At 65.9% G+C, this 14,574-nt stretch carries 12 protein-coding genes; 6 read left to right on the top strand and 6 right to left on the bottom strand.

Annotation, left to right across the window (positions count from 1 at the left end):
* Positions 1–11 precede the first annotated feature (11 nt).
* Complete coding sequence (locus tag AC0IXR_RS07980) at positions 12–881, top strand: glycosyltransferase family 2 protein (protein ID WP_461227558.1); 870 nt, start codon at positions 12–14, stop codon at positions 879–881.
* Entirely contained in the window at positions 878–1,174 is a 297-nt protein-coding gene (locus AC0IXR_RS07985) for a hypothetical protein (RefSeq protein ID WP_471760356.1), read from the top strand. Before AC0IXR_RS07980 ends, AC0IXR_RS07985 begins: the two co-directional genes overlap by 4 nt.
* Before the next feature lie 81 nt (positions 1,175–1,255).
* Here the strand turns inward: AC0IXR_RS07985 and AC0IXR_RS07990 are convergent, their stop codons facing one another.
* Together AC0IXR_RS07990 and AC0IXR_RS07995 are read right to left on the bottom strand one after the other, a co-directional pair.
* Positions 1,256–1,507: a DUF3297 family protein gene (locus AC0IXR_RS07990; RefSeq protein ID WP_056424187.1), complete on the bottom strand. Its 252-nt coding sequence runs from the start codon at positions 1,505–1,507 to the stop codon at positions 1,256–1,258.
* Between the two features lie 61 nt (positions 1,508–1,568).
* Positions 1,569–2,192, bottom strand: a complete 624-nt coding sequence (locus tag AC0IXR_RS07995; RefSeq protein WP_056424519.1) for a CatB-related O-acetyltransferase — start codon at positions 2,190–2,192, stop codon at positions 1,569–1,571.
* A gap of 84 nt (positions 2,193–2,276) precedes the next feature.
* Between AC0IXR_RS07995 and AC0IXR_RS08000 the strand changes: the two genes are divergently transcribed.
* The 4 genes from AC0IXR_RS08000 (at position 2,277) to AC0IXR_RS08015 (ending at position 8,333) form a co-directional block, all read left to right on the top strand.
* Positions 2,277–4,610, top strand: coding sequence for an NADP-dependent malic enzyme (locus tag AC0IXR_RS08000; RefSeq protein ID WP_471760357.1), 2,334 nt, complete (start codon positions 2,277–2,279; stop codon positions 4,608–4,610).
* A gap of 238 nt (positions 4,611–4,848) precedes the next feature.
* The gene (locus AC0IXR_RS08005) at positions 4,849–6,291 is read left to right on the top strand and encodes an acetamidase/formamidase family protein (protein WP_471760358.1); all 1,443 of its coding nucleotides are present in this window, start codon (positions 4,849–4,851) and stop codon (positions 6,289–6,291) included.
* 396 nt (positions 6,292–6,687) lie between these two features.
* Positions 6,688–7,071, top strand: a complete 384-nt coding sequence (locus AC0IXR_RS08010) for a TadE/TadG family type IV pilus assembly protein (RefSeq protein ID WP_207412012.1) — start codon at positions 6,688–6,690, stop codon at positions 7,069–7,071.
* Positions 7,071–8,333, top strand: coding sequence for a pilus assembly protein TadG-related protein (locus AC0IXR_RS08015; protein WP_471760784.1), 1,263 nt, complete (start codon positions 7,071–7,073; stop codon positions 8,331–8,333). Before AC0IXR_RS08010 ends, AC0IXR_RS08015 begins: the two co-directional genes overlap by 1 nt.
* A 94-nt stretch (positions 8,334–8,427) precedes the next feature.
* Here the strand turns inward: AC0IXR_RS08015 and ppx are convergent, their stop codons facing one another.
* From ppx to AC0IXR_RS08035, 4 genes are all read right to left on the bottom strand, one after another.
* Entirely contained in the window at positions 8,428–9,978 is a 1,551-nt protein-coding gene (gene ppx / locus AC0IXR_RS08020) for an exopolyphosphatase (protein ID WP_210348393.1), read from the bottom strand.
* Between the two features lie 26 nt (positions 9,979–10,004).
* A complete protein-coding gene (locus AC0IXR_RS08025) occupies positions 10,005–12,521 on the bottom strand; it encodes an RNA degradosome polyphosphate kinase (protein WP_471760360.1) in 2,517 nt (838 codons plus the stop codon).
* Between the two features lie 98 nt (positions 12,522–12,619).
* Positions 12,620–13,357, bottom strand: a complete 738-nt coding sequence (locus AC0IXR_RS08030) for a P-loop NTPase family protein (RefSeq protein WP_471760785.1) — start codon at positions 13,355–13,357, stop codon at positions 12,620–12,622.
* An 8-nt stretch (positions 13,358–13,365) separates the two neighbouring features.
* Positions 13,366–14,457 carry an AI-2E family transporter gene (locus AC0IXR_RS08035; protein ID WP_207412065.1) on the bottom strand — a complete coding sequence of 364 codons (1,092 nt, stop codon included), beginning with the start codon at positions 14,455–14,457 and terminating at the stop codon, positions 13,366–13,368.
* Positions 14,458–14,574: the final 117 nt, after the last annotated feature.

A 14,574-nucleotide genomic window follows, 5' to 3' on the forward strand; every position in this document is an offset into this window, starting at 1 on the left:
GGCCGGCCACGATGCCTTCCCTCGTCGCCATCGTCGTTGCCCATGACAGCGCCCATGCGCTTCCGTCGTGCCTCGCGGCCCTGGCGGCGGAGCATGTGCCTGCCGTCGTGGTCGACAATGCGAGCCGTGATGCCTCGGCGAGCGTCGCCGAGGCGGCCGGCGCAAAAGTGGTCCGCAACCTCCGCAACGAGGGCTACGGTCGGGCCAATACCATCGGGATCCGGGCCGCCGAGCGCGCCGAGCGCGTGCTCATTCTCAACCCGGACATCGTGGTTCAGGCAGGAGCGGTCGATGCCCTGCTGCGGGCCGCCGCCGCCTATCCCGATGCCGGGCTGCTGGCGCCGCGCCTGATGGAGCCGGACGGGCGCTTCTTCTACCAGCCGCGCTCGCTGCTCGCGCCCTATCTGACCAATCCGCCGGGCAACCGTGCCTTGCCCGAGGGCGATGCCTGTGCGCCCTTCCTGTCGGGCGCCTGCCTGATGATCCGGCGCGACCTGTTCCTCGACCTGGGCGGGTTCGATCCGAACATCTTCCTGTTCTATGAAGATGACGACTTGTGTCGCCGGGTCGCCGATGCCGGTCGCTCCCTGGTCCATGTTCACGGGGCGGTCGCCCTGCATGGGCGTGGGCGTTCGTCCGCGCCTGAGCCGGGCCGGGTCTTCCGCACCCGCTGGCACCAGGCCTGGTCACGGGCCTACGTTTCACGCAAATATGGTCTGCCCGATCCGAGCTCCCGGATGCTTGCCGTGAACGCCCCGAAGGCAGCTCTGGCCTCCTTGAGCTTCCGCCGGCAATTGCTCGAACGCTATGCCGGTTCGGCCGCGGGCGCCCTCGCCGCTATTCGTGGCCGCACGGCTCTCGCGCAGGAAGGGCTGGCATGACCCTGCTCAATCCAACGGACGCCATGGCACGCGCCGTGGCCGGCGTCGCGTCACATGGCTTCCTGATTGTCGCCCGCAACACGCGCGGCGACAGCGTCTATCTCAAGCCGGAGGGCAGCGCCTTCGCCCTGCGCGTCTCGAACCATGCGCGAACCCCGAAGCAGCGGGCGAACCACCCGGATTCGGTGACGAGCCTCGTCATCCGCCAGCCGAAGACAGAAAGTCAGATCGACGCTCTGGTGGCGGAGGCCCTGCGGAATTACGCGGGAGAATGCCGGAAGCGGGAGGGCTAAGGCCCGCCGGATCGCGGTGAAGGTCCCGCGATCAGGGAGCCGGTGCCGTTCCCATTGGACACGGCGTCGGGTTGACCGCCTTCAGCCTTCCGCTGCGTCGTCCCGGAAATAGGGCTCCACCGGGCCCTTCAGCTTCACCGTCATCGGGTTGCCGGCCCGATCCAGGGTCTTGCCGGCCGACAGGCGGACCCAGCCCTCGCTGACGCAGTATTCCTCGACATTGGTCTTTTCGACGCCTTTGAAGCGGATGCCGATGCCGCGTTCGAGGATGGCCTCGTTGTAGAACGGGCTGTTGGGGTTCACCGCGAGGCGGTCGGGAGGCGTGTCGGACATCGTCTGTGCCTTGAAGTCGATCGATCGTCAGTGTGGGTATGAAACAGTCCGGGTAAGGGATTCAGGCGGCGCCCGCAACGCCGGCCGCCCGTGCTGCGCGCGCGGCCGCAATCAACTCGGCGACACGATCGCTCTGGAGCAGCGGCACGAGCGGGCGGATCGTTGCGGGATCGAGCTCCCACCAAGCCGTCTCCAACAGGCCCGCCACCAGACCCGGATCGAAGCGGGAGCGCACCACCCGGCCAGGATTGCCGACCACCACCGCATAGGGCGGCACGTCGCGGGAGACGACGGCATGGGCCCCGATCACCGCTCCATGTCCGATGGTGACGCCCGACAGGATCAGGCAACCGGAGCCGAGCCAGACGTCGCTGCCGATCGTCACGTCGCCGCGTGATGCCTGGTCATCGACCGACGCGTCCACCCCCGGCCACAGCCCCGCCATGGCTGCGAAAGGATAGGTGGTCGCCCAGTCGAGGCGATGCCCGCCCCCGAGAAGGATCTCGACCTTGTCGGCGATGGAACAATACCGCCCGATCGTAAGGTGCCGCCCAGCTTCCGGGAACCGCACTTTGGGACGGCCATAGGAGTATTCCCCGATGGAGAAACCGTAAGTTTTCACCAATTTCTCGAGGTGGATCCGGGTTTGGTTGTGCGGGTTGCGCCCACTCCGCAGGCGGTGCAACAGGGACGTCAACCAACGCATCCCGACGTCCGGCGGGAGAGTCCGGCGGAGCCGAAAAGGCCCGTCAGTGAGGGAGTGAGGCTCATGGGCGACAATATGTCTGACGATCTCAAGTCCGGAGCCCTCGTCTACCATCGTCTACCCCGGCCCGGAAAGCTCGAGATCCAGGCGACGAAGCCGCTGGGCAACCAGCGAGATCTGGCGCTGGCCTACTCGCCCGGCGTCGCCGCCGCCTGCATGGCGATTTACGAGGATCCGCAGGAGGCGGCCAACCTCACCATCCGCCAGAACCTGGTCGCCGTGCTGACCAACGGGACCGCCGTGCTCGGCCTCGGCAATATCGGCCCGCTGGCCTCGAAGCCGGTGATGGAGGGCAAGGCCGTCCTGTTCAAGAAGTTCGCCGATATCGACGTGTTCGATATCGAGGTCGACCAGCCCGATGTGTCGAAGCTCGTGGACGTGGTCTGCTCCCTCGAGCCGACCTTCGGCGGCATCAACCTCGAGGACATCAAGGCTCCCGAGTGTTTCGAGGTCGAGGAGCAGTGTCGGGCGCGGATGAACATCCCCGTCTTCCACGACGACCAGCACGGCACGGCGATCATCGTCGCGGCGGGTGTGCTCAACGCCCTCGAACTCGCCGGCAAGCAGCTTCCGGATGTCCGGATCGTGACCTCGGGCGCGGGCGCGGCGGCTTTGGCCTGCCTGAACTTGCTCGTGTCGCTCGGGGCCCGTGTCGAGAACATCACGGTCACCGACATCAAGGGCGTGGTCTACAAGGGCCGCACCGAGTTGATGGATCGCTGGAAGGACGTCTACGCGCAGGAGACCGAGGCCCGGACCCTGGCCGAGGTCATTCCGGGTGCCGACGTGTTCATCGGCCTCTCGGCCGGTGGCGTGCTGAAGCCCGAATACCTGGAGAAGATGGCCGAGAAGCCGCTGATCATGGCGCTGGCCAACCCCTACCCCGAGATCATGCCGGACCTGGCGCAGGAGAAGCGCCCCGACGCGATGATCTGCACCGGGCGTTCGGACTTCCCCAATCAGGTCAACAACGTCCTCTGCTTCCCCTACATCTTCCGGGGCGCCCTCGATGTCGGCGCCACCTCGATCAACGAGGAAATGAAGCAGGCCGCCGTGAAGGCCATCGCGGCGCTCGCCCGTGAGACCCCGTCCGACGTGGTCGCCCGCGCCTATGGCGGCGAGGCTCGGCCCTTCGGCCGGCATTCGCTGATCCCGAGCCCGTTCGATCCGCGCCTGATCCTGCGGATCGCGCCGGCCGTGGCCAAGGCCGCGATGGATTCCGGCGTCGCAGGCCGTCCGCTCGAGAACATCCAGGCCTATGCCGACAGCCTCGACCGGTTCGTCCACCGCTCGGGCTTCATCATGAAGCCGATCTTCTCCAAGGCCAAGGAAGCGCCCAAGCGCGTCATCTACGCCGAAGGCGAGGACGAGCGTGTGCTCCGCGCCGCCCAGGCCATCGTCGAGGATCAGGTGGCCCGGCCCATTCTGGTCGGCCGCCCGCGAGTCATCGAGACCCGGATCAAGCGCTTCGGGCTCTCGATCAAGCAGGGCACCGATTTCGACCTGATCGATCCCGAAGACGATCCGCGCTACCGGGACTATGTCGCCACCTATCTCGAGGCGGCGGGCCGGCGCGGCATCACTCCGGACGCCGCCCGCACCCTGGTGCGGACGAATTCCACGGTGATCGGCGCGGTCGCCGTGCGCCGGGGCGAGGCGGATGCGCTGATCTGCGGCCTGGAGGGCCGGTTCGAGACACGTCTGCGGGTGATCCGCGACGTGATCGGTCTCGCGCCGGGCGTGCTCGACTTTGCCGCCATGAGCCTCGTCATCACGAAGAAGGGCGCGTTCTTCCTGGCCGATACCCATGTCCGTCCGGATCCGACCGCCGAGGAGATCGCCGATGTCGCGGTGGCCTGCGCCGGGCATGTCTCGCGGTTCGGCATGACGCCGAAGATCGCTCTTCTGAGCCATTCGGATTTCGGCCAGTCCGATTCCCGCTCGGCCATCAAGATGCGCACCGCGCTGGGCCTGATACAGGCTCGCAAGCCCGAACTTCAGGTGGATGGCGAGATGCAGGCCGATAGTGCCCTGTCCGACCTGATCCGTGATCGGGTGCTGCCGGGTTCACCCCTCAAGGGGGCGGCCAACGTGCTGATCTTCCCCAATCTCGATGCAGCCAACATCGCTTTTCAGTTCTCGAAGGTCCTCGCCGACGCTCTCCCGGTGGGGCCGCTCCTGATCGGACCGGCGAAGCCCGCTCACATCCTGTCGCCCTCCGTGACGGCGAGGGGCATCGTCAACGTCACGGCTGCAGCGGTGGTGGAAGCGCAAGCGACCTCCGTGGAATCGAGGGCCGCCGCGGCCGAGCCGGGAGTGACCCCGCTCTCTGAATAGGACGCCCTGGCCGGTCGTCTCGAACCTCCCGGCATCGTCATCGCAAAGGCTCCCGGATCGAATGGTCCGGGGGCCTTTTTGTCGTGTCCCTGTCGCTTGGGGAGAGGATCAGGCGTGTCGCTCGCCGTAGGCGATGGCCGGGCCCATGGCGCCGAAGCAGCCGCCCAATCCGGAGGAAACTCCTTGGCCGACGGATTGCATACAGGACTCAGGACGAGCCTTCCCATCGGAGAAGTCCATGTGCCTCGGTGACGATCCCAACTGCACGCATTTTGCCGAACATCGGCAGCGGTTCCTCGGCGATCTCGCGCCCGAGCGGCGTGCCTTTCTCAAGAGCGGATTCGTCGCGACTGGAGGTGCCGCGGCACTGGCCGCAGGAGGTTTGTCTCTCGTCGGCCCCGCCCTGGCGCAAGTCAGTGCCAAGGGCATCAAACAGACGGCGCATTACCATCTGCCGGCGACGGCCGAGACGGTGCATTGGGGCTATTTCTCGAAGCTGCTGAAGCCCCAGGTCGAGATCGCCTCCGGCGACTACGTCACGATCGAGACCCTGACCCACCACGCCAACGACGATGCCGAGCGCATGGTGACGGGAGATCCCGGTGCCGAGAGCGTATTCCTCTGGACCAAGGAGAAGAAGGGCGTGGCCCGCCGGGGCGCCGGACCGGAGACCGGCCCGCTCGGACCGGGCGGAGGGCTCGGCGTGCATATCTGCACTGGCCCGGTGGCGATCCGAGGCGCCGAGCCCGGCGATGTGCTGGAGGTCCGCATCCTCGACGTGGCGCCGCGCCCCTGCGCCAACCCCGCCTTCAAAGGGCGCAGCTTCGGCAGCAACGCCGCCGCCTGGTGGGGCTACCATTACAAGGACATGATCACCGGGGACCGGTCGCGCGAGGTCGTCACCATCTACGAGGTCGACGCTAACGGCGCGCGCGATTGGGCGAAGGCGGTCTACAATTTTCGCTGGCCCGGCGTCACCGATCCGTTCGGCGTGGCGCATCCGACCATCGATTATCCCGGCATCCCCGTCGACCACACCAAGACACAGCGCAACTTCGACGTGCTCAAGGGCGTGCGCGTGCCGATCCGCCCGCATTTCGGCACGATGGGCCTCGCGCCCAAGGAAGCCGACATGGTGAACTCGATTCCACCGAGCTACACCGGCGGCAATATCGACAATTGGCGCATCGGCAAGGGCGCGACGATGTATTACCCGGTGGCAGTGCCGGGCGCCCTGTTCTCGGTGGGCGACCCGCATGCGAGCCAGGGCGATTCGGAACTCTGCGGCACAGCCATCGAATGCTCGCTCACCGGCACGTTCCAGTTCATCCTGCACAAGAAGGCCGACTTGGCCGGGACCGCGCTCGAATCCCTCGATTTCCCGATGATCGAGACATCAGAGGATTGGGTGCTGTCCGGCTTCAGTTACCCGAACTACCTCGCCGATCTCGGCCCGGAAGCGCAGAGCGAGATCTTCGCCAAATCCTCCATCGACCTCGCCATGCGCGACGCCTTCCGTAAGATGCGATCCTTCCTGATGCAGGCGAAGGGGCTCACTGAGGACGAGGCGATCTCGCTCATGTCCATCGCCGTCGATTTTGGCATCACCCAGGTGGTGGACGGCAATTGGGGCGTCCACGCCATCGTCAAGAAGGCGATCTTCGCGGACAGGCCGGCGTGAAGACACCGAGGCAGCGGCCGGAATTTCCGGTCCTCGCCTCGTGAAGACGACGGCAATGACGGAGGCTGCCCGTATTGGACCTCTCCGGGGGGGTGACTAGGCCGTTCGGCCAGCCTGTGTCCCGACAGGGCTCCCCTGACAGGCCCGTTCGGCGCCGGCTCCCTCGCGCCGCGATCGCCTGACCGCATCGGCATAGCGGAATTTCGGCTCCCACCACGGCGGCTGACTACATCATAGATTCTGCTTTTGCCTACAAAGTATCTCTTAATCAAGATAAATGAATTAACAATTCTGTGTTTATGCTGGATGAGTTTGATACTCGATAGCAGAGCGTATCTTAGCATGGTGTGGACCGGCGGAGTTGGCGGATTTTTTCGGCAAACTCGATCCCTCATCATGGATCGCCAAGGTGTATCGGCGGTCGAATTCGCCTTGATCGCACCCGTTCTGCTTCTGATGCTGGGGGCGTTCTTTACCGTCGCAATCTTTATACGGACCCACACCACAATCTCGACCTATGCGCGGGAGGCCGCACGTGGCGTGGCGGTGGGATACATGACCGCTGCGGAGGCAAAGCAGTTCGCTGAATCTCATTCTCTGGACGATCCCGGCGTCGTCGCAACGGCCAATATCGATCCCGCCACCAAAGGGGACGAAGCCGACCGGGATGTCGTCGTCACCATTGAGATCACCAAGGCCGAAATGGCCAAGATCACACCGTTCGGCGGTTTTTCGGCCGGCGTCACGTCGCGGGCCGTCATGCGCAGTCTGGCGGAATGATGAAACTCCGCCCCTCCCATATCCGCGCCTTTTCGGCAGGCCGCGGCGGAAACGTCGCCCTGATCTTTGCCTTCGTCCTACCGGTGATGGTGGGGGTCGGGGGGCTCGTCATCGATTTCGGAGCGGCGGTCCTCGAGAAGAATACTCTCATGACCAGCGCCGAGGCCGCGGCTCTCGCCACGGCCAGCTACATCGGGGCGGCGGACCGGAGCGCGGCCCTGGCGACGGCGCAGCTCTATGCGCGGCAGAACCGGCCGACCGTCGATCAACTCGTCACGAATGCCGATCTGGAGTTCGGAAAGTGGGAAAACGGCGCCTTCACCGTCGACGAGAACGCCAACGCCGTACGCGTCACGGCATCGCGAACGACGGCCAAGGGAAACAGCTTCAAGACCTCGTTCGCGAAGCTCTTCGGCTCTGATTTCTGGGAAATCTCCGCGAGCGCGATCGCACTCGCCAATCCGATGTGCATCCTGATCCTCCATCCGGATCATTCCAATGCTTTCGACATCGATCCCGGAGCACAGATCGATGCGCCGGATTGTGGCGTGCAGGTCAACTCGAAGCATCATTCCGCGTTGGAGATCGGAAGCTCGTCTTACGTCAACGTCAGCAGCATCCGCGTCGTCGGCGGGGTCGGCATGCACAGCACGGCAACTGTACGACCCGCTCCCATGTCGGGAGCCGTACCGGTCGCAGATCCTTATGCGTCGCTGGCTCCTCCGGTCAACGAGACTTGCGGGGGTGCCAAGTTGATCAATAAAGATACGGTAGCGAAAACGATCGAACCAAGCTTTGCTTTCTGCAAAGGCTTAACGATCGACGATGCGTCCGTGACTTTATCACCAGGAGTCTATGTCATCAAGGGACCGCTCACGCTGAAGAACGGGGCTTCGATCAAAGGCAATGACGTAATCATCTATATGGATGGGCTGGGGAGCGATATCTTCTTCCACAGCAAGACGAGCTTCGAGCTGAAGGCCCCGACGACGGGACCTTACGCGGGGATCGTTCTCTGGTCGGACATAAGAAACACCCACGATCACGACATCTACTCGAAGTTCGGTGCCTCGGCCGAAGGGACGATCTATGCCCCCAGCAGTCAGGTCGAGTTCGAGAACGACGTCGTATGGGAGGCCAATTGCATTCGTATCATCGTGTCCCGCCTCGAACTCGACAACGACTCGAAGTATCGCGCCTCGAATCCGAACGCGAATTGCAGCAACAACGTCTATAAGGGGACTACTCGCCTTGTGCGGTGACAGGTCTCGCACGTGAGCCCGCGCCGTTCACGGCCGTTGTCCTGAGAACCCCTCGTGTCGAGAGGCCTGCCCGGCGGCGCTTGTTTTCAAAACGTCAAGGACAGGCGATCCGCCCCTCCATCCCCAGAATCCGACCGAGACCGCGGACGCGGTTGAGGAGGCGGTCTCCGGGAAGCGCGGCCAGGTCCGCCGGCAGGGTCAGGGTCACCCGTCGATCGTCCAAGAGGAGGGGCAGGCGCGCCAGGGCTCCCTCCATCCCCGCCGAGACCGGGAAGGCGATGCGCAGGAGCGCGCCGAGGAGCCGGGCGCGCTCGAACAGGCGTGGTCCGGCGAGGCTGCGCAGCATCGGGCTCGCCTTCTCGGCAGCGACGCCCTCGTGACGGAAATACACTGCCAGCGCGAGATAGGCCCGGCCCGGATGGTCGATGCCCACGAAGGCGGCATGGGTGATGATGTTGATGCTCTGCTCGCCCCGGTAATCGGGATGCGCGCGCCAGCCGATATCCGACAGGAGACAGGCGGCGTGGCGCAGGCGGCGCTCGTCGGCGGTTTCCGGCCCGTCGAGGGTGGCGACGAAGCGGTCGGTCCAGGTGATGAGATCGGCGCCATGGCCTGGCGAGCGGGCGCGGAGCCGGTTGAGTTCCGCCGCCGCCGCGAGAAGCGGGTCGGTCAGGCGCGTGTCGCGGTCGAGCTGCTCGTAGAGCAGGCCCTCGCGGACGCCGCTCGCCGAGATGGCGAGTTCACGCGGACGGCCGACGCGGATGATCTCCTCCAGCACCACGGCACCGTAGGCGAGAAGGGGCCTGCGCGCCTCGGAGACCGCTTCCACGTCCTGCAGCAGGGCGGCGTCGGTGCGTTCGACCACTTCGAGGAAGCTCAGCTCGTCCGACGGCTCGATGCTGTAGCCGTGCATGACGTGGAGCGGGTAGCCCCGCGCTGCCTGGTGCAGGCGGGCCAGCGCCCGCCACGTGCCGCCGACCGCGTAGAAGCTGCGACCGCGCAGGGTTTCCAACTGGGGGGCCGCCTTGGCGAGGTTCTCGCGGGCGATCTTGAGGGCCTTCTTCACCGACCCGCCGGACAGGTCCTGAAGGGCGAGGCCGCCCAGCGGCATGGTCACGCCCTGCCCTACTGTGGCGCCGCGTACGTCCACGAGTTCGAGGGAGCCGCCGCCGAGATCGCCGACGACCCCGTCCGGCGTGTGGAACCCGGAAATCACGCCGAGGGCCGAGAGCTCGGCCTCCCGCCGACCGGACAGGAGTTCGATCCTGTGGCCGCAGGCGGCCTCCGCCGCGGCGAGGAATTCCGGGCCGTTCTGCGCGTCGCGCGCGGCGGCCGTGGCCAGCACGAAGACACGGCCGACCTTCATCGTCTCGCAGAGGATGCGGAAGCGCGCGAGCGCGCTGAGCGCGCGCCGGACCGCCTCCTCGTTGAGCCGGCCCGTGCTGAACACGTTGCGGCCCAGCCCACACAGGACTTTCTCGTTGTAGAGCGGCGTCGGCGCGCGGTTCAGACCGTCATAGGCCACGAGCCGCACGGAATTCGAGCCGATGTCGATGATCGCCACCGGTTCCACGCGGTCCTGCACGCCGGGATCTCCTTGAGTCGTGAAGCCTAGACCCGACCTGCCGTCACGAGGAAGTCCCATGACCAGCTCCTGCTGGAATCGTCCGCTCACGAACGTTGGGCCCTGCGGCTCAGCGCCCGCGGACTCGACTTCTTCGAGGACTTGCCCCGACCGGACAGGCTCGGGTTCGTCATGAAGTATTTGTGCGCGTTGAACGGCTCCTCACCCTCCGCAGGCTGGACCCGTTCACTCGCACCAGACGCCAGTACACGCCAGCTCTGCTGGTTGTCGAGAAGGTTGGCGAGCATGATCTGGTCCAGCACCTGCTGGTGCACAGTCTGGTTGGTGATGGGCAGGAGCGCCTCGACCCGGCGGTCGAGGTTACGGCTCATCAGGTCGGCGGACGAGATCGAGACCGTGGCCTTGGGATGGGGCAGGCCGAATCCGTTGCCGAAGGCGTAGATCCGACCGTGTTCGAGGAAGCGCCCGACGATGGACTTGACCCGGATCGTCTCCGAGAGGCCGGGAATGCCGGGCCTCAGGCAGCAGATTCCGCGCACCACGCAGTCGATCTGCACACCCGCCTGTGAGGCGTCGTAGAGCGCGTCGATGATCTGCGCGTCGACGAGGGAATTGCACTTGATCCAGATCGCGGCTGGACGCCCGGCCTTGGCATGCGCCACCTCGGCGGCGATGCTCTCGATCAGGCGTGGCTTCAACGTCAGCGGCGAGACCGACATCCGCTCGAGTTCGGCGGGCTCGGCATAGCCGGTGATGTAGTTGAAGATGCGCGAGACGTCCCGCGCCACCGCCGGATCGGCGGTGAAGAACGACTGGTCCGTGTAAACCCGCGCGGTGATCGGATGGTAGTTGCCGGTGCCGACATGGCAGTAGGTGACGAGCTTGTCGCCCTCGCGGCGCACCACCATCGACAGCTTGGCATGGGTCTTCAGTTCGATGAAGCCGAACACCACCTGCGCGCCGGCCTTCTCCAGGTCACGGGCCCAGCGAATATTGGCTTCCTCGTCGAACCGCGCTTTCAACTCCACCAGGGCGGTGACGGATTTACCGAGTTCCGCGGCCTCGGCCAGTGCAGCCACGATCGGTGAGTTCGACGAGGTGCGGTAGAGGGTCTGCTTGATCGCCACCACGTTCGGGTCACGGGCCGCCTGGGCCAGGAACTGAACCACCGAATCGAACGATTCGTAGGGGTGGTGGACGATGAAGTCCTTCTGCCGGATGGCGGCGAAGACATCGCCGCCGCTCTCGCGGATGCGCTCGGGGAAGCGTGGGTTGTAGGACTTGAACTTCAGGTCCGGCCGGTCGATTCCGACGATCTGCGCCAGCTCATTGAGGGCAAGCATGCCCTCCACCACGAAGATGGCGTCGTAGCCGATCTCGAGTTCGTCGGCGACGAAGGCCCGAAGGTCCTCAGGCATCCCGGCCTCGACCTCGAGCCGGATGACGACGCCGCGCCGGCGCTGTTTCAATGCGGTCTCGAAATGCAGGACGAGGTCCTCCGCCTCTTCCTCGATCTCGAGGTCGGAATCGCGGATGACGCGGAACGCCCCCTGCCCCTTCACGAAATATCCGGGGAACAGGCGGCCCGTGAACAGCACGATCAGCTGCTCGATGGCGATGAAGCGCGCGGTGGTGTCCCCGGCCATGTCGGGCAGGCGCACGAAGCGGCCGAGGACCGAGGGCAGGCGGATGAGGGCGCGCAGCGTCCGCCCGTCGCGCGGACGGACCATCATCAGTGCGATGCTGGAGCCGAGGTTGGACAGGAACGGGAAGGGATGGGCCGGATCGATGGCGAGCGGCGTCAGGACCGGGAAGACGTGACTGAGGAAGTACTCCTCCAGCCAGGCCTTGTGCTCCGGGGTCAGGTCACCGGGCTCTACCAAGTCGATACCGACTCCATGCAGATCGTCACGCAATTCACGCCAGCGCCGCTGCTGGTCGAGGGCCAGCCGCGAGACTTCCGAGCCGATGCGGGCAAGCTGTTCGGCCGGGCTCAGCCCATCCTGCGACGGCTGGATCAGCCCGGCGCGGACCTGATCGTGCAGGCCCGCCACGCGAACCATGAAAAACTCGTCGAGGTTGTTGGCCGAGATCGAGAGGAAGCGCAGCTGTTCGAGCAGCGGATGGCTGGTGTTGGAGGCTTCCTCCAGCACCCGGCGGTTGAATTGCAGCCACGACAATTCCCGGTTCACGAAACGCTCCGGCGATTCGCGAAGGGCCCTACCGGCCGCCAGAACGCTCTCCCGTGCCGGGGGCTCGGCAGCGGCCCGTTCTGGCACCGTGTCGGCGATGACCGTCTCGACCAGGATGGAATCGGTCTCCGCGTCGTCCGCGGATGCGGAATCCTGCGCCGTCGCTCCGGGCCGGGACTTCGAGGCGGGCTTCGTCACCCGTGCATGCGCGGCGGGAACCCGGACGGTGCCGGCGCCCGCGGGCCGGCGTCGGGGCGCAGGCCCCTTCGCTGGCGCCGCGTTCGGCGTCCGGGAATCCAGGTCGTCCTCGCCGGGGCCGTTCTCGCCGTGCGAGTCCTCGGCGGCCAGAGCCGCTTCCCGCTCCTCGGCATCCGTACCCTTGGCGATCGCGTCCGACTCGACTTCCGGCAACGGGTCTTCTCCTCAACTCTGATAAAACGATCTGCTTCGTAACATACGATAGGGTCGCCGCGTCTGACATTTCGATGACAATCGGGCCGGACCTTTCATCAGGTCGGCGGACCGTCCTCTTCGGTCTCGTCGTCGCCGGCCTCGTCGTCCGGTACTCCCAGATCGGCCAGGACCGACATGGCCAGCGGCCTCGTGATGCGTCGACCCCGGCGCAGGGCGTCGCGGTCGAGTTCGGCCACTACTGCCCTTGCCTTGGCAAGGGAACGGTCGATCCGCAAGGCGATGGCCTCGACGACGCTGAGATCGACGACGAGCTGGCGGTCCACGAAAAGCTTCACCAGCACCGCTCGCATCAGCGCATCGTCGGGGGGCAGAATCGTGGCGCCCGGCGCCAGCCTGAGGCGCGAGCGCAAATCGGCTGTGACAAGCCCTAACGCCTCAACAGGCGCCGCCGCCGTGATGAGGACGGGGCTGCCGTTCTCCCGGGCGAGGTTGAGGAGGTGGAACAGGGCCGCCTCGTCGCGCCCCTCGGGCCGGTCGAGATCTTCGATGACCAGGGCACCGTTCGAGACGAGATGGGTGACTGAGTCGGCGGTGACGCCCGAGGCGGGGACGGTCCAGGCGTGGGAACGCGTCGCCCAGATCGAGGCCAGATGGCTCTTGCCGCTGCCCGACGGGCCGGTGATGAGACAGACCGTATCGGGCCAGCGCGGCCAGGCCTCGATCAGCCCATAGGCGGCCTCGTTCGCCGGCCCCACCAGGAAATCCTCGCGACCGTAGCGCGGGTCGAGGGGGAGGTCGAAGGCGAGTTGCTTCGGAGGCGCGGCCACGCGCATCGGTGTCTTCATCCCTCGCGCTTCTGAATCAGGATCGGTTCCTCCGCATAATAGAGTGGACTTTGAAGATAACGCGAGATCGCGAACCGCACGATGACGCCGATGGAGGCGGCCACCGGCACGGCGAGAAGGAGGCCGAGGAACCCGAACAGGGAGCCGAAGGCCAGGAGCGCGAACATCAGCCAGACCGGGTGCAGGCCGACCGAGTCACCGACGAGCTTGGGCGAGATGACGTTGCCCTCGAAGAACTGACCGACCACGAACACGGCAACGGTCAGCCCGATATGGAGCCAGTCCGATGTCGGCCAGAACTGGACCAGGGCGACGCCCACCGAGAGAAGGAAGCCGACGAGGGTGCCGACATAGGGGATGAAGGTGAGGAAACCCGCGATCATCCCGATCAGCACGCCGAAATTCACCCCGACGAAGAATAGGCCGACGGCATAGAACGTCCCCAGGATCAGGCAGACCAGGGTCTGCCCGCGGACGAAGCCGATGATCGCCCGGTCGATCTCGCCGGCCAGACGCCGCACGGTGGTGCGGTGGCGCGGAGGGGTCCAGCCGTCGACGGTGGCGACCATCCGATCCCAGTCGACGAGGAGGTAGAAGGCCACGACGGGGGTGACGACGAGGAGCGAGGCGATGGAGACCAGCGCCTGGCTGCCCGACCACAGCGACTTCAGGAAAGCCAGGAACCACGTGCCGCCCTGCCCCACCAGGGTTCCGACGGACGATTGCAGGTCGTTGAGAACGTCCGCCCCGCCGACCCGCGTCAGGATCGGCCCGACCCGCTCGACAATGATACCCTGCAGCCGTGACACCATGCCGGGGAACGTCGTCACAAGCGCCGAGATCTGATTGGCGGCCAGGGGCACCACGATCAGCAGGATCACCACGAGCCCGACGACGAACATGGCGAGGATCAGGAGCGAGGCGGAGAGCCGTCCGAGACCCAGGCGCTGGAGCCTGTCGGCCATGGGGTCGAGAAGATAGGCGAGGGCCAGCCCTGCCACGAAGGGCAGCATCACCCCCGAAAGCAGGTAGAGCAGCAACGCGACGATGCCGAGGCCCGCCAGTCCGATCACCGCCCTGCCGCGCATCGGCCGTCCCCCCTCGTCGTGTCCGCCGTTGCGGAGAGTGGGAACGGCAGCGTCTACGGTCAAGGCATGGCGGTGGCCGGTCGTATCCCGCATGGCATTCTCCCTGGAGGGCCGGAT

This window comes from Methylobacterium sp. AC832 (assembly GCF_979256025.1).